This is a genomic window from Actinoplanes sp. NPDC051861, assembly GCF_040681145.1.
In the GTDB taxonomy this organism is placed as follows: Bacteria; Actinomycetota; Actinomycetes; order Mycobacteriales; family Micromonosporaceae; genus Actinoplanes.
In genome coordinates this window covers 285,349-298,715 of record NZ_JBFAYE010000002.1, presented here as the reverse complement: position 1 = coordinate 298,715, position 13,367 = coordinate 285,349, and the positions used below count along the sequence as shown (strand labels likewise).

14 protein-coding genes are annotated in these 13,367 nt (G+C 72.0%); 2 read left to right on the top strand and 12 right to left on the bottom strand.

All coding sequences use genetic code 11. The features are described from left to right. Nucleotides 1–42 precede the first annotated feature (42 nt). A complete protein-coding gene (gene groES, locus AB0M02_RS08080) occupies nt 43–357 on the top strand; it encodes a co-chaperone GroES (protein ID WP_014440794.1) in 315 nt (104 codons plus the stop codon). A 72-nt stretch (nt 358–429) separates the two neighbouring features. Then, complete coding sequence (gene groL, locus AB0M02_RS08075) at nt 430–2,082, top strand: chaperonin GroEL (RefSeq protein WP_364223423.1); 1,653 nt, start codon at nt 430–432, stop codon at nt 2,080–2,082. 46 nt (nt 2,083–2,128) lie between these two features. Here groL and AB0M02_RS08070 read toward each other — a convergent pair whose 3' ends face one another. The 12 genes from AB0M02_RS08070 to AB0M02_RS08015 all read right to left on the bottom strand — a co-directional run bounded on the left by AB0M02_RS08070 (nt 2,129) and on the right by AB0M02_RS08015 (nt 13,317). Continuing rightward, nucleotides 2,129–3,895, bottom strand: coding sequence for an ABC transporter ATP-binding protein (locus AB0M02_RS08070; protein WP_364223421.1), 1,767 nt, complete (start codon nt 3,893–3,895; stop codon nt 2,129–2,131). After that, nucleotides 3,892–5,577, bottom strand: coding sequence for an ABC transporter ATP-binding protein (locus AB0M02_RS08065; RefSeq protein ID WP_364223419.1), 1,686 nt, complete (start codon nt 5,575–5,577; stop codon nt 3,892–3,894). Before AB0M02_RS08065 ends, AB0M02_RS08070 begins: the two co-directional genes overlap by 4 nt. A 42-nt stretch (nt 5,578–5,619) precedes the next feature. Then, nucleotides 5,620–5,874, bottom strand: coding sequence for a hypothetical protein (locus AB0M02_RS08060; protein ID WP_364223417.1), 255 nt, complete (start codon nt 5,872–5,874; stop codon nt 5,620–5,622). Nucleotides 5,875–5,883: 9 nt separating this feature from the next. Continuing rightward, on the bottom strand, nt 5,884–6,936 hold the full coding sequence (tsaD, locus tag AB0M02_RS08055; RefSeq protein ID WP_364223415.1) for a tRNA (adenosine(37)-N6)-threonylcarbamoyltransferase complex transferase subunit TsaD: 1,053 nt from the start codon (nt 6,934–6,936) through the stop codon (nt 5,884–5,886). After that, a complete protein-coding gene (rimI, locus tag AB0M02_RS08050) occupies nt 6,929–7,372 on the bottom strand; it encodes a ribosomal protein S18-alanine N-acetyltransferase (RefSeq protein WP_364223413.1) in 444 nt (147 codons plus the stop codon). The genes tsaD and rimI overlap by 8 nt, the downstream gene beginning before the upstream one ends. Beyond that, on the bottom strand, nt 7,372–8,070 hold the full coding sequence (tsaB, locus tag AB0M02_RS08045) for a tRNA (adenosine(37)-N6)-threonylcarbamoyltransferase complex dimerization subunit type 1 TsaB (protein ID WP_364223411.1): 699 nt from the start codon (nt 8,068–8,070) through the stop codon (nt 7,372–7,374). Before tsaB ends, rimI begins: the two co-directional genes overlap by 1 nt. Before the next feature lie 9 nt (nt 8,071–8,079). Further along, nucleotides 8,080–8,763: a uracil-DNA glycosylase gene (gene ung, locus AB0M02_RS08040; protein ID WP_364223409.1), complete on the bottom strand. Its 684-nt coding sequence runs from the start codon at nt 8,761–8,763 to the stop codon at nt 8,080–8,082. Further along, complete coding sequence (gene tsaE, locus AB0M02_RS08035) at nt 8,760–9,209, bottom strand: tRNA (adenosine(37)-N6)-threonylcarbamoyltransferase complex ATPase subunit type 1 TsaE (protein WP_364223407.1); 450 nt, start codon at nt 9,207–9,209, stop codon at nt 8,760–8,762. The genes ung and tsaE overlap by 4 nt, the downstream gene beginning before the upstream one ends. After that, on the bottom strand, nt 9,206–10,276 hold the full coding sequence (locus AB0M02_RS08030) for an alpha/beta hydrolase (protein WP_364223405.1): 1,071 nt from the start codon (nt 10,274–10,276) through the stop codon (nt 9,206–9,208). The genes tsaE and AB0M02_RS08030 overlap by 4 nt, the downstream gene beginning before the upstream one ends. Then, the gene (gene alr / locus AB0M02_RS08025; RefSeq protein ID WP_364223403.1) at nt 10,270–11,391 is read right to left on the bottom strand and encodes an alanine racemase; all 1,122 of its coding nucleotides are present in this window, start codon (nt 11,389–11,391) and stop codon (nt 10,270–10,272) included. Before alr ends, AB0M02_RS08030 begins: the two co-directional genes overlap by 7 nt. 86 nt (nt 11,392–11,477) lie before the next feature. Then, a complete protein-coding gene (locus AB0M02_RS08020; protein WP_364223401.1) occupies nt 11,478–12,929 on the bottom strand; it encodes an NAD(P)H-hydrate dehydratase in 1,452 nt (483 codons plus the stop codon). Between the two features lie 19 nt (nt 12,930–12,948). Continuing rightward, nucleotides 12,949–13,317 carry a holo-ACP synthase gene (locus tag AB0M02_RS08015; RefSeq protein WP_364223399.1) on the bottom strand — a complete coding sequence of 123 codons (369 nt, stop codon included), beginning with the start codon at nt 13,315–13,317 and terminating at the stop codon, nt 12,949–12,951. Between the last annotated feature and the right edge of the window lie 50 nt (nt 13,318–13,367).

The following is a 13,367-nucleotide window of genomic DNA, read 5'->3' as shown; positions in this document are numbered from 1 at the left end:
CCGGCCTGGTTCATGGCCGGCGAAACCTGTACCCAGGAGGGTATGCCCGTGACTACCGCGACCAAGGTTGCGATCAAGCCGCTCGAGGACCGCATCGTGGTCCAGGCGAACGAGGCCGAGACCACCACGGCGTCGGGCATCGTGATCCCCGACACCGCGAAGGAGAAGCCGCAGGAGGGCACCGTCCTCGCTGTCGGCCCCGGCCGGATCGACGACAAGGGCAACCGCGTCCCGCTCGATGTCAAGGTCGGCGACGTGGTCCTCTACTCGAAGTACGGCGGCACCGAGGTCAAGTACGCCGGCGAGGAGTACCTGGTGCTCTCCGCCCGTGACGTCCTCGCGGTCATCGAGAAGTGACCTACTGACAGTGCTGACCGCCTCGGTCCGGGCTCACCCGGACCGGGGCGGTAGTGCGTGAAGGGACCATTCATGGCGAAGATCCTGAGTTTCTCCGACGACGCCCGGCACCTGCTGGAGCACGGCGTCAACACGCTCGCCGACACGGTCAAGGTCACCCTGGGCCCGCGCGGCCGCAACGTCGTCCTGGACAAGAAGTTCGGCGCTCCCACGATCACCAACGACGGCGTGACCATCGCCAAGGAGATCGAGCTCACCGACCCGTACGAGAACCTTGGCGCTCAGCTGGTCAAGGAGGTGGCGACGAAGACCAACGACGTCGCCGGTGACGGGACCACCACCGCGACCGTGCTCGCGCAGGCGCTGGTCCGCGAGGGCCTGCGCAACGTGACCGCGGGCGCCAACCCGATGGGCCTCAAGCGGGGCATGGACCAGGCCAGCGTGGCCGTGTCCAAGGCGCTGCTCGGCAAGGCCGTCGAGGTCGCCGACCACAAGGCGATCGCCAACGTGGCCACCATCTCGGCTCAGGACGCCACCATCGGCGAGCTCATCGCCGAGGCGATGGACCGGGTCGGCCGCGACGGTGTCATCACCGTCGAGGAGGGCTCGGCACTGCAGACCGAGCTCGAGGTCACCGAGGGTCTCCAGTTCGACAAGGGCTTCATCTCGCCGAACTTCGTGACCGACGCCGAGTCGCAGGAGGCGGTGCTGGAGGACGCGCACATCCTCCTCACCACGCAGAAGATCTCCAGCATCGAGGAGCTGCTCCCGCTGCTGGAGAAGGTGCTGCAGACCGGCAAGCCGCTGCTCATCGTGGCGGAGGACGTCGAGGGCCAGGCCCTTTCCACCCTGGTGGTCAACGCGCTGCGGAAGACCGTCAAGGTCGCCGCGGTGAAGGCGCCCGGCTTCGGTGACCGCCGCAAGGCGATCCTGCAGGACCTGGCGATCGCCACCGGTGGCGAGCTGATCGCCCCCGAGCTCGGCTACAAGCTCGACCAGGTCGGCCTCGAGTCCCTGGGCAGCGCCCGGCGGATCGTCGTCGACAAGGAGAACACCACGATCGTCGACGGTGGCGGCAAGTCCGCCGAGGTCGCCGACCGGGTCGCGCAGATCCGCAAGGAGATCGAGGCCTCGGACTCCGACTGGGACCGCGAGAAGCTCTCGGAGCGGCTGGCCAAGCTCTCCGGCGGCATCGCAGTGATCAAGGTCGGCGCCGCGACCGAGGTCGAGATGAAGGAGCGCAAGCACCGCATCGAGGACGCCATCGCGGCGACCAAGGCGGCGGTCGAGGAGGGCACCGTCCCCGGCGGCGGCGCCGCTCTCGCCCAGGTCGCCAAGGAGCTCGACGGCAACCTCGGCCTGACCGGCGAGGAGGCCATCGGCGTCACCATCGTCCGCAAGGCGCTGGTGGAGCCGCTGCGCTGGATCGCGCAGAACGCCGGCCACGACGGTTACGTCGTGGTGGGCAAGGTCGACGAGCTGGGCTGGGGCCACGGCCTCAACGCGGCCACCGACGAGTACGTGGACCTGGCCGCGGCCGGCATCATCGACCCGGTGAAGGTGACCCGCAACGCGGTCTCCAACGCCGTCTCGATCGCCGGGCTGCTGCTGACCACGGAGAGCCTCGTCGTCGAGAAGCCGGCCGAGGCGGCCCCGGCTGCCGCCGGCGGCGGGCACGGCCACAGCCACGGCGGCCACGGCCACCAGCACGGCCCGGGCTTCTGACCGGTAGCAACAGCGAAGGGCGCACCGGGATGCCGGTGCGCCCTTTTCAATGGCTCAGTGGGGCGGCGGGCTCGTTGCCACCCTGCCAGGACTGCCACAGCGCGGCGTAGGCGCCGCCCGCCGCCACCAGCTCGTCGTGCGAACCCAGCTCGACGATTCGGCCGTCCTCCACGACCGCGACCCGGTCGGCGTCGTGGGCGGAGAAGAGCCGGTGCGCGATCGCCACCACGGTTCGCCCGCGCACCACCGCGGCCAGGGAGCGCTCCAGGTCCCGGGCCGCGCGCGGGTCCAGCAGCGCGGTGGCCTCGTCCAGCACCAGCGTGTGCGGGTCGGCGAGAATCAGCCGGGCCAGCGCGACCTGCTGCGACTGCGCCGGGGAGAGCTGCACACCGCCCGCTCCCACAGCGGTCTCCAGTCCCCGCGGCAACTCGTCCACCCAGTCCCAGGCGTGCACGGCCGCGAGCGCTGCCCGTACCTCCGCATCCGCGACGCCCGGACGCACCATCGCGACGTTCTCCCGCAGCGTGCCCATGAAGATGTGATGCTCCTGGGTGACCAGCGCGACCTCGGCGCGCATCCGCTCCGGCGGCAACGCCGCCAGCGGAACGCCGCCCACCGTGACGCTGCCGTCGGTGGGCTGATGCACCCCGGCCAGCAGCCTGCCCAGGGTCGACTTGCCGGCGCCGGACACGCCGACCACCGCGAGCCGCTCGCCCGGGTCGAGCAGCAGCTCCACGCCGTGCAGCACCTCGCGGCCCGGCTGGTACGCGAACCGCACCCCCCGCATCTCGATCCGGCTCCCGGCCGGCTCCGGGCCACCGGCCGTCACCGCACCGGTCAGCGCCGCTATACCCAGCAACCGGGCCAGCGACGCCGCGCCCACCTCCACCTCGTCCAGCCAGCCGGAGAGCCGGTCGAGCGGATCGACCAGCTGCTGCACGTAGATCACCGCCGCGGTCAGCTGGCCCAGGTTGACCAGACCCTCCAGATAGAGCCAGCCGCCGTAGAGCAGCGTCACCGCCACCGGAAGCACGTAGCTGATCTCGATCATCGGCCACCAGACGGTACGCAGGAACAGCGTGTACCGCTCGGCCAGCCAGGACCGGCGCAGGTCGGTGTCGGTCCGCTCGATCCGCTGCCGCTGCCGGCCCAGCGCCTCGACCGTGCGCGCGCCCTCCACCGTCTCGGTGAGGCCCTCGGTGACGTCCGAGTACGCCGCGTTCTGCCGCAGATATCCGCTCGGCGCCCGCTTCAGGTACCAGCGCGTGCCCACCACCATGAACGGCACACCGACCAGCAGCGGCACCGCGAACAGCGGGCTGACCAGCACCAGCGCGATCACCACGAGGCACAGGGTGATCAGTGCGATCATCGTCTCCGGCACGGCGAACCGTACGCATTTCGACAGCGCGTCCACGTCCCGGGTGGTGCGGGTCAGCAGGTCCCCGGTGCCGGCGGCCTCCACAGTGGCCAGCGGGAGATCCAGTACTCGGTACAGGAACTCCTCGCGCAACCGGGCCAGCACTCGTTCGCCGAGACGGGCCGAGGCCAGGTACGCGAACCGGATCAGGATGCCCTGCAGCAGCACGAATCCCGCGATCGCGACGGTCAGCCGGTCGAGTGTGTACAGCGGTGCGCCGGCCCGGATCTGCTCGACCAGGTCACCGAGCAGCCGGGGGCCGGCCAGCGCGGCCAGGGCGGCGGCCACGTGCAGGCAGACGGTCGCCCGGAACAGGCCCGGGTAGCGGCGGGTGAGGTCGCGGGCGTACCGGCGGGCCTGCGCGGCGTCCGCCACCGGGAGCGGGCGGTTCACGGCTTGTCCTCGCGCTGCACGATCCGGGCGTATCCGGGGCGGGACCGGATCAGGTCGCGATGGGTGCCGGCGGCCACGAGAACACCGGACTCCAGGTAGCAGACGTGGTCGGCGCGGCTCGCCACCAGTGGGCTGGAGGTGCAGATGACGGTGGTGCGGCCGGTGCGTGCGGCGCGTACCCCGTCCGCGATCCGCGCCTCGGTGTGCGGGTCCACCGCGTTCGTCGGCTCGACCAGGATCAGCACCTCGGGGTCGGCGACCAGCGCGCGGGCCAGACGCAACCGCTGCTGCTGCCCGCCGGAGAACGACCGGCCGCGCTCGGCGACCACGGTCTTCACACCCTCGGGCAGTTCTTCGACGATGCCCGTGGCGGCGGCCGCTTCCAGGGCCGCGGCGAGGGTTCCCCGGTTGTACGGGTCGAGGTCGGCGCGCAGGCGGCCGGAGAAGAGGCTCGCGTCGTTCTCGGCCACCAGGATCATGTCGCGGACGTCCCGCAGTGCCAGATCGGACAGGGGCACTCCGGCGAGGGTGCCACCTTCGGCGTACCGGCCGAGACGGTCGGCGACGCGAGCGGCGTCCGTGGGCTCGGCGGCCACGATCGCGGTGAACAGTCCCGTGGGTATCGTCACGCCGGACTCGGGGTCGGCCAGATCACCGGAGGGCAGGGGCGGCGGCGAGGATGGGTCCGGCAGGTCGCTGCGTACCCGCAGCATCGCCACCACCCGGCGCGCCGAGACGTGCCCGCGGGTCAGCTTGTCGATCGCGTCGGTGAGCTGCCGCAGCGGCGCCACCAGGAACGCCGCGTACGCGTAGAACGAGACGAACTGCCCGACCGTGATCCGCCCGGCCGAGGCGAACCGGGAACCGAGCCAGGTGACCAGCACCAGCAGCACACCGGGTAGCAGCACCTGCGCCGCCTCCAGCAGAGCCTCCACCCGGGCGGTGTAGACACCGGCGGCCCGCAGCGCCTGCGACTCGCGGCGATACCGGGCCGCCATGAACTGCTCGCCGCCGACGCCACGCACCACCCGCAATCCGGCGACCAGGTCGGCGGCCCGCCCGGTCAGCCGCCCCTGTCTTTCCCGGTACGCCTGCTGCCGCCGGTGCAGCGGCCGGATCAGCAGTCCGGCGACCAGCATCAGCAGGGGCACGCCGAGCAGCACGATCAGCCCGAGCGGTACCGACGTCCGCAGCAGCAGGACGGTGACGGTGATGACGGCGAGCAGGGCGCCGGCTCCGCGGGAGACGATGTCGACGGCGGCGCCGATGTGCGTGATGTCCGAGGTGCCGATGGCAACGACCTCACCGGCGTCGAGCCGGCGGGGCAGGGTGGAGCCGAGACGGTTCGCCTGGCGTACGGCCACCTGCACCGTGCGGAACGAGGCGCTGAGCCAGTTGACCACCGCGAACCGGTGCCGGCTGATGCCCGCGATCGCCTGCACGGCTCCGGCACCGAGCAGGAGCAGCACCCAGCCCACCAGAGCCCGGGCGTCCCGGACCGCCGCGGCGTCGACGGCCAGTCCGACCACCGCGGGCGCCAGCGACTGGCACCCCATCCAGAGGACCGCGAGCAGCGCCGCAGCCGTCACCGTCACACGGGAACGCCGGACCAACCAGAACAGGTAACGCACGGCGGACCGGGACTCGGGCAGGCCGGGATCCGGCTGGGGCAACTTGAGCATCAGGCCCCGACGGTAAGGCCGGGGTGCGACTCCTGCGACCGATCAGCGATCGACGGGGGTGAAATCCCAGACGTGCGGAGTACGTGCTACCAGGTGGTCCGGCGGCGTCGGCATGCTCTGCGGAGTATTGCGCCATTTGGTGATGACGACGATGCGATGATCGGTGGACGAATAGACGTCACTCGACACATGTTGTGGCAGGACCTCCAACCCGGGCACCGCCGTGTCACAGACCCAGGCCAGCAGCTCGTCGAAGCCACTGCGCGAGGCCCGCACCTCCCACATCCGAGCGATCATGATGGCTTCCTACCCCGGCACGCTGACCGCGGTCAAACTCATCGCGGAATCCGCCGGCAGATCAAGTCGACTCGGTGCCACGCCGGCGGCGACGAGGTGCGAGCCGAGTGCCGCGACCATCGCGCCGTTGTCGGTGCACAACTGCGGGCGGGGTACGCGTACCGCGATCCCGTGCCGACCCGCGCGCTCCTCGGCGAGCAGCCGCAGCCGCGAGTTCGCCGCGACACCGCCACCGATCACCAGCGTGCGCACGCCGTTGGTCAGGCACGCGTCGATCGCCTTCGCGGTGAGCACGTCGCACACCGCCTCCTGGAAACTCGCCGACACATCCGCCACCGGCACGGGTTCACCGGCCCGCTCCCGCGCCTCCACCCAGCGCGCCACGGCGGTCTTGAGCCCGGAGAACGAGAAGTCGAACCGGTGTGCCGCCTGGTCCTTGGGCGCGGTCAGTCCCCGCGGGAACGCGATCGAGGCGGCGTCGCCGTCCCGCGCTGTCCGGTCGATGATCGGCCCGCCCGGGAAGCCGAGCCCGAGCAGCCGGGCCACCTTGTCGAAGGCCTCTCCCGCGGCGTCGTCGATGGTCGCGCCGAGCGGGGTGACGCCGGCGGTCAGATCGTCCACCAGCAGCAGCGAGGAGTGGCCGCCGGAGACCAGCATCGCCACCGCGGGTTCGGGCAGCGGGCCATGCTCCAAAGTGTCCACCGCCACGTGCGCGGCCAGGTGGTTCACGCCGTAGACGGGTTTCTCGGCGGCCAGCGCGTACCCTTTCGCCGCCGCGACGCCGACCAGCAGCGCGCCGGCCAGGCCGGGCCCGCTGGTGACCGCGATCGCGTCCACGTCGGCGAGCGTCACACCGGCCTCGTCGAGCGCCCGCTGCATGGTCGGCACCAGCGCCTCGAGGTGCGCGCGGCTCGCCACCTCGGGCACCACGCCGCCGAACCGGGCGTGCTGGTCCACACTCGACGCCAGCGCGTCGGCGAGCAGCGTGTGCCCGCGGACGATGCCGACACCGGTCTCGTCGCAGGAGGTCTCGATCCCGAGGACCAGGGGTTCGTCAGGCATCGCGCATCATCACCAGGGCGTCCGTGTTGCTGGGTTGGTAGTAACCGCGCCGGATTCCGACCGGCTCGAAGTCGTGGGTGGCGTAGAGCTTCTGCGCGGGCGCGTTGTCGACGGCGACCTCCAGCAGCGTCTTGCGCACCCCGCGCCGCTCCGCCTCGGCCAGCAGCGCCTCCAGCAACAGCCGGCCGATGCCGCGGCGCTGGGCGTCACGTCGCACCGCGATGTTCTGCACCCAGGACTCCTGCTCGTCCACCACCGACATCCCGGCGTAACCGAGCACCGGCCCGCCCGGCTCGTCGGTGGCGATCACGTAGAAGTGGCCCTGCGCCAATTCGTTCCAGAACATCGCGCTGGACCACTTCTCCACACCGAAGAGGTCCTCCTCGAGCGGCATCACCTCGTCGATGTGCCACCACCGCATGCGTTCGACGTACATCAGGTCAGCACCGGCTTGCGCCCGGCCGGTTCGACAGCGTCGGGCCGGCGCAGATACAGCGGTGTCAGCGCCTCGCTCGGCGCGCCTTCACGGATCCGAGCGGCGGCGAGAGCTACGAGGGCGGCGCCGGGTGGGTGCAGGAGATGCTCTTCAACGGGTACGCCGAAAACGTCACCGTATTTGAGCGCGCCCTCCCCCGCGGCCTTGTCCACGAGCCCGGCAAGGGTGGTCGCCGCGCCGTCGTCGCCGGCCAGCGACGCCACCACGTCCGCCGGTCGCGCGACCTCGGGCCCGGCCACCCGCTCACCGTCCAGATAGGTCGCGTAGTAGACCTCGCGCCGCCGCGCGTCCGTCGCCACCAGCACCCGCCCCGGACCGGCCGCCCGGCCCAGAGCGTCGAGCGAGCACACGCCATAGGTCGGAATCCCGAGCGCCTGGCCCATGCTCGCGGCCGTCGCGAGTCCCACCCGCAGCCCGGTGAACGGCCCCGGCCCGAGTCCCGCAACGATCGCTCCCAGGTCGCGCGGGCGCACACCCGCCTCGGCGAGGGCGGCCGCGATCTCGGGCGCGAGTTTCTCACCGTGCGCGCGGGGGTCGACGGTCCGCTGCTCGACGATCCCGTAGAGACCGTCGGCGGTGACCTCGACCAGCGCCGCCGTCGAGGCGGGCGTAGCGGTGTCCAGAGCTAGAACCAGCACGAGAAAACCCTAGACGGTGGCCTTCGGGTCCCAGTCGATGACCGCCCGGCCGCCGTCGGCGAGTGCCTTGTTCGCCGCGCTGAACGGGCGGCTGCCGAGGAAGCCGACCCGGTTGAGCGGGCTCGGGTGCCCGGCCTCCAGCACCGCGTGCGCCGGGTTGGTGATCAGCGACGCCTTCTTGCGCGCGTAGGCGCCCCAGAGCAGGAAGACGATCCGCTCGTCACGCGCGTTCAGGGCCTGGATGGTGGCGTCGGTGAACGCCTCCCAGCCCTTGTTGCCGTGCGAGCCGGCCTTGCCCGCCCGGACCGTCAGCACCGCGTTGAGCAGCAGCACGCCCTGCCGCGCCCATCCGGTCAGGTCGCCACCCTTGGGCGGCACGACGTTGAGGTCCTCGTTGAGCTCCTTGAAGATGTTGCTCAGCGACGGCGGCCGCCGCACACCGTCGCGCACGCTGAAGCTGAGACCGTGTGCCTGGCCGGGACCGTGATAGGGGTCCTGGCCCAGGATCAGCACGCGGGTGTCGGCCGGGAGGCACAACCGGTACGCCGAGAAGAGGTCCTCGACCGGCGGGTAGACGGTCTGGGTCGCATACTCCTCGGCGACCCAGCTGCCCAGCGCGGCGGTGGCGGTCTCATCGAGGTACGGGGAGAGCTCGGCGCGCCACTCGGCCGGCAGCTGCTCGGTCAGGTTCACATGGTCTCCAGTCGGTGTGCCCAGTCGCCGCCGTGCGGCACCAGGTCGATCACTCGGGTGTCGTCGTCCAGCCGGTCCATCCGGACCTGCAGATATTCGTCGTTCAGTTGCTCGACCAGACCGGTGCCCCACTCGACGACGGTCACCGCGTCGTCGGCCGAGGCGTCCAGGTCCAGGTCGTCGATCTCAGCACGAGGGTCGGGGCGGTCGCCCAACCGGTAGGCATCCGCGTGCACCAGTGGCAGCGGGCCCCGGTGGACCCGCGCGATCACGAACGTCGGGGAGGTGATCGGGCCCTGTACGCCGAGCCCCGCGCCGATGCCCTGCACGAGCGCCGTCTTGCCCGCGCCCAGCGGGCCGGTGAGCAGCACCAGGTCGCCGGCCCGCAGCACGCCGGCCAGCCGGCGGCCGAACTCGCGGGTGTCGTCGACCGTCTTCAGTTTCACGTGAGTTTCTCCAGGAAGGGGATCAGCGCGGCGTTGACCTGCTCGGCCTTCTCCAGCATCACCACGTGACCGCTGTTCTCGATCTTGAGGAGCTCGGCCTCGGGCAGGTACCTCAGGATCTCCTCGGAGTGGGTGACCGGTGTCAGGTAGTCCCGGTCGCCAACCACGACCAGCACCGGGACGCCGCGCAGCGCGGTCAGCGCCGGGACCCGGCTGTGCGTGTAGAGGGTCTGCAGGTATTTGGTGAGTGTCTCGACAGAGGTCCGCGAATTCATGCTCTCCACGAACGTGACCAGCGAGGGGCTGGGCTTGGCCTCGCCGAACCCGTATCTCCGGGTCAGCAGCCAGGCCAGGTCGGAGGAGGCGACCCGGGCCCGGTCGATGGTGCCGCCGCCGAGCTGGGCCGCCCTGCCCCAGAGCGGGAAGAACGGGGCGCTCACCCTGGCCACCACGTTGGTGATGCCGAGCTTGGCCTTGTCGAACAGGCCGGCCGAGGTGGAGATCAGGACCACGCCGGTGACCCGGTTGCCGAACCACTCCGGATACTGCTCGGCGAAGGCCATGATGGTCATCCCGCCCATCGAGTGGCCGACCAGGATGATGTGCCCGTCGGGGACGGTCGACTCCAGCACTGCCGCCAGCGACTTGCCGAGGGCGGCCAGGTCGTAGTTGCCCGACTTGAGCTTGCCCGACCGGCCGTGGCCGGGCTGGTCGTAGAAGACCATCCGGTGCGAGCCGCGCTCGGCCAGCGCCTTGCGCTGGAAGTAGAAGGTGCCCATGTCGAGGGCGAACCCGTGCACGAAGACGATGGTCGGATCGGCGGTCGCGCCCCGCGGCTCGATGATCTCGACGTGCAGATCGGTGCCGTCGGCGGCGGTGACCGTGAGCTCCCGGTCGAAGGGCTGGTCGCCGAAGGGCTCCTCGACGTAGGGGTCGCCGGGCGCGTTGACCGAGCGGCGCACCAGGGCGCGCTCGACGGCGAAGGCGGTGGCCAGACCGGCCGCGGCGACACCCACCGCGGCCCCGAATATGCCCGCCGTCTTGGCGGCGCGGGACCTCCTCACCATGCGATCTCCCCGTCGTAGTGCCTCGGCACCCGGCTGCTGCCGAACCTCGTCACGATCTCGTAGTTGATCGTCCCGGTCGCCGCGGCCCAGTCGTCGGCGGTCGGCTCACCGTCGGTGCCGGGCCCGAAGAGCGTGGCGACGTCACCGGCGACCACCGGTTCGTCGCCCACGTCGACGACGATCTGGTCCATGCAGACGCGGCCGGCGATCGGGGCGACCGTCCCGCCGATCCGGACCGGACCGGCGTTGGAGGCGTGCCGGGGGACGCCGTCGCCGTAACCCAGTGGGACGACGGCGAGCGTGGTCTCGCGCGGTGTGACGTAGGTGAGCCCGTAGGAGACGCCCTGACCGGCGGGCACCCGCTTGGTCAGCATCACCCGGGCGTGGGCGGTCATCGCCGGGCGCAGCCCGAACGTGTCACCGGCGATCGGCGACAGCCCGTAGGCCGCGACACCGACCCGGACCAGGTCGAAGTGCGCGTCCGGCCGGGTCAGGGTGGCGGCCGAGTTGGCGATGTGCCGGTAGCGCGGGGTGATGCCGAACCGCTCGGCTGTCTCCAGGCCGTCGTGGAAGGCGGCCAGCTGCCGGTCCACCGACTCGTGGGAGGGATCGTCGGCGCAGGCGAAGTGGCTCCACACCCCGGTCACCTCGATCTCGCCGCCGGCCTGCGCCTTGGCCGCCGCCTCCAGCACCACCGGCCACTCGTCGGCGGTGGCGCCGCCGCGGGCCAGGCCGGTGTCGAGCTTCAGGTGCACCCGGGCCGGCCGGCCCGCGCGGTGACCGGCAGCGATCAGCTCGTCGAGCAGGGCCGGGGTGGCCGCGCTCAGCTCGACGCCGGCCGTGACGCCCTCGTGCAGGGGCAGGCCCGGGCTCAGCAACCAGGCCAGGACCGGCGCGTCGATGCCGGCCCGGCGCAGGGTGAGCGCCTCGTCGAGGGTGGCCACGCCGAGCCAGGTGGCGCCGCCGGCGAGCGCGGCGCGGGCGGACGGCACCATGCCGTGCCCGTAACCGTCGGCCTTGACCGCGACCAGGACCTCGGCTGAGGTCCGCGCCCGCAGCAACGCGACGTTGTCCCTGATCGCGCCCAGATCGACGCGCACTTCGGCCTGCCACATGCCTCCACCCTACTGAGGCGTACGACATTTCCTCCCCGGCGTCACCCGAGCAGACCGGCGAGGACCGGGCGCCACGTCCGGCGCCGTCAGCCGAGCAGGCCGGCGAGGACCGGGCGCAGGGCGGATGCCACGTCCGGCGCGGTCACCGGTCCGGCGGTCGCGGCGTGCCGGCCGGCGAGCCCGTGCACGTAGGCCGCCGCCACCGCCGCGCGGACCGGCGTGAGACCGGCCGCCAGCAGCGAGCCCAGCAGCCCGGCCAGCACGTCCCCGGTGCCGGCCGTGGCCAGCGCCGGGCTGCCGGTCGGGTTGGCCCAGATCTCGCCGCCCGGGCTCGCCACGATCGTCCGGTCACCCTTGAGCAGCACCACCGCGTTGGTCCAGGCGGCGAGGCGGGCCGCCGCTCCGGCCCGGTCGATGATCGGCGCCTCGCCGGCCAGCCGCTTGAACTCGCCGTCGTGCGGGCTGAGCACCACGGGTGCGTCACGGCGCAGGTCGTCGGCGTGCTCACCACCGACCAGCATGGTGATCGCGTCCGCGTCGAGCAGCACCGGGAGCGAGGTGGCCAGCACGCTGCGCAGCTCGGTCCGCGCCTCGTCGCCGGTGCCAAGACCGGAACCGCACACCCAGGCCTGCACCCGGCCGGCCTCGGCGACCCGGGGCGCGACGATGACGGACGGGTGCGCGCGGACCACCTCGGCGTGCGCGCTGCCCGCGTAACGGACCATGCCGGTGGGCCCGGCCAGGGCGCCGGAGCTGGACAGCAGGGCGGCCCCGGGATACCGAGCCGAGCCGGTGGCCAGGCCGACCACACCGCGGGTGTACTTGTCCGAGGTCGCGCCGGGACGCGGCCACCAAGCGGCGATGTCGGCGGACTCGGCCACCCGCACGGCCGGGTCGGTGACCAGCACCGGGCCGAGGCCGATGTCGACCAGCTCCACCTCGCCGCAGCGGGTCGCCGCCGGGCCGAGCAGGTGCGCCGGCTTGAGGCAGCCGAACGTCACTGTCACATCCGCGGTCACCGCCTCACCGGGGACGTCACCGGTGTCGACCGTGACGCCGGACGGCACGTCGACGGCTATTACCAGCGGTCGGTCACCCGTACGCCCTCGAAGTGAACCCAGGCCACGCACGACGGCCGCGGCTGGGGCACGCAGCCCGCCGCTCGCTCCGATCCCCACGATCCCGTCCACGACGAGGTCGGCGCGCAGCGGCGGCTCGGCGGTGGTGAAACCACCCGCCGCACGCAAGGCAGCCAGCCCGGCCAGATGCACCCGCTCCGGTGTGAGCAGGAGCGCACGCACCTGGGCACCCCGGCGGGCCAGGGTAGCGCCGGCGAACAGCGCGTCGCCACCGTTGTCACCGCTGCCGATCAGCAGCAGGACATGCGCGCCGTAGACACCTCCGGTCTCGTCCAGCAGCAGCGCGCAGCGCCGTGCCAGGCCGGCCGCGGCACGCCGCATCAGCGTCCCCTCGGGCAGCCGGTCCATCAGCGTCTTCTCCGCGGCCCGCACATCCGCGACCCGCCACGCCTGCCGCATGCTCGTCTCCGTTCCGCTCTCAGCCTTCGGCGACCACCATCGCGGAAGCTATCCCGCCGTCGTGGGAGAGCGAGAGGTGCCATCGATTGATGCCTCGCTCTGCCGCCGCGGCGGCGACCGTACCGGAAACGGTCAACCACGGCCGCCCGTCCGGATCGGTGACGATCTCGCAGTCGTGCCAGCGCAGTCCGTTGGGCGCGCCGAGTGCCTTGGCGACCGCCTCCTTGGCGGCGAACCGGGCGGCCAGCGACTCCGGCGAGCGCGGGCCCCCGGAACGGGTGACGCGCTCGTCCTCGGTGAAGAGCCGGTCCGCGAGCAGCGGGGTCCGCTCCAGCGCTCGGGCGAAGCGCTCCACCAGGACGACATCAATGCCGACAGACGCGATCACAGTGGTCACCCTAGTCGGCGTCACGGCGGCTTTCCCGGTATCAGAATCGT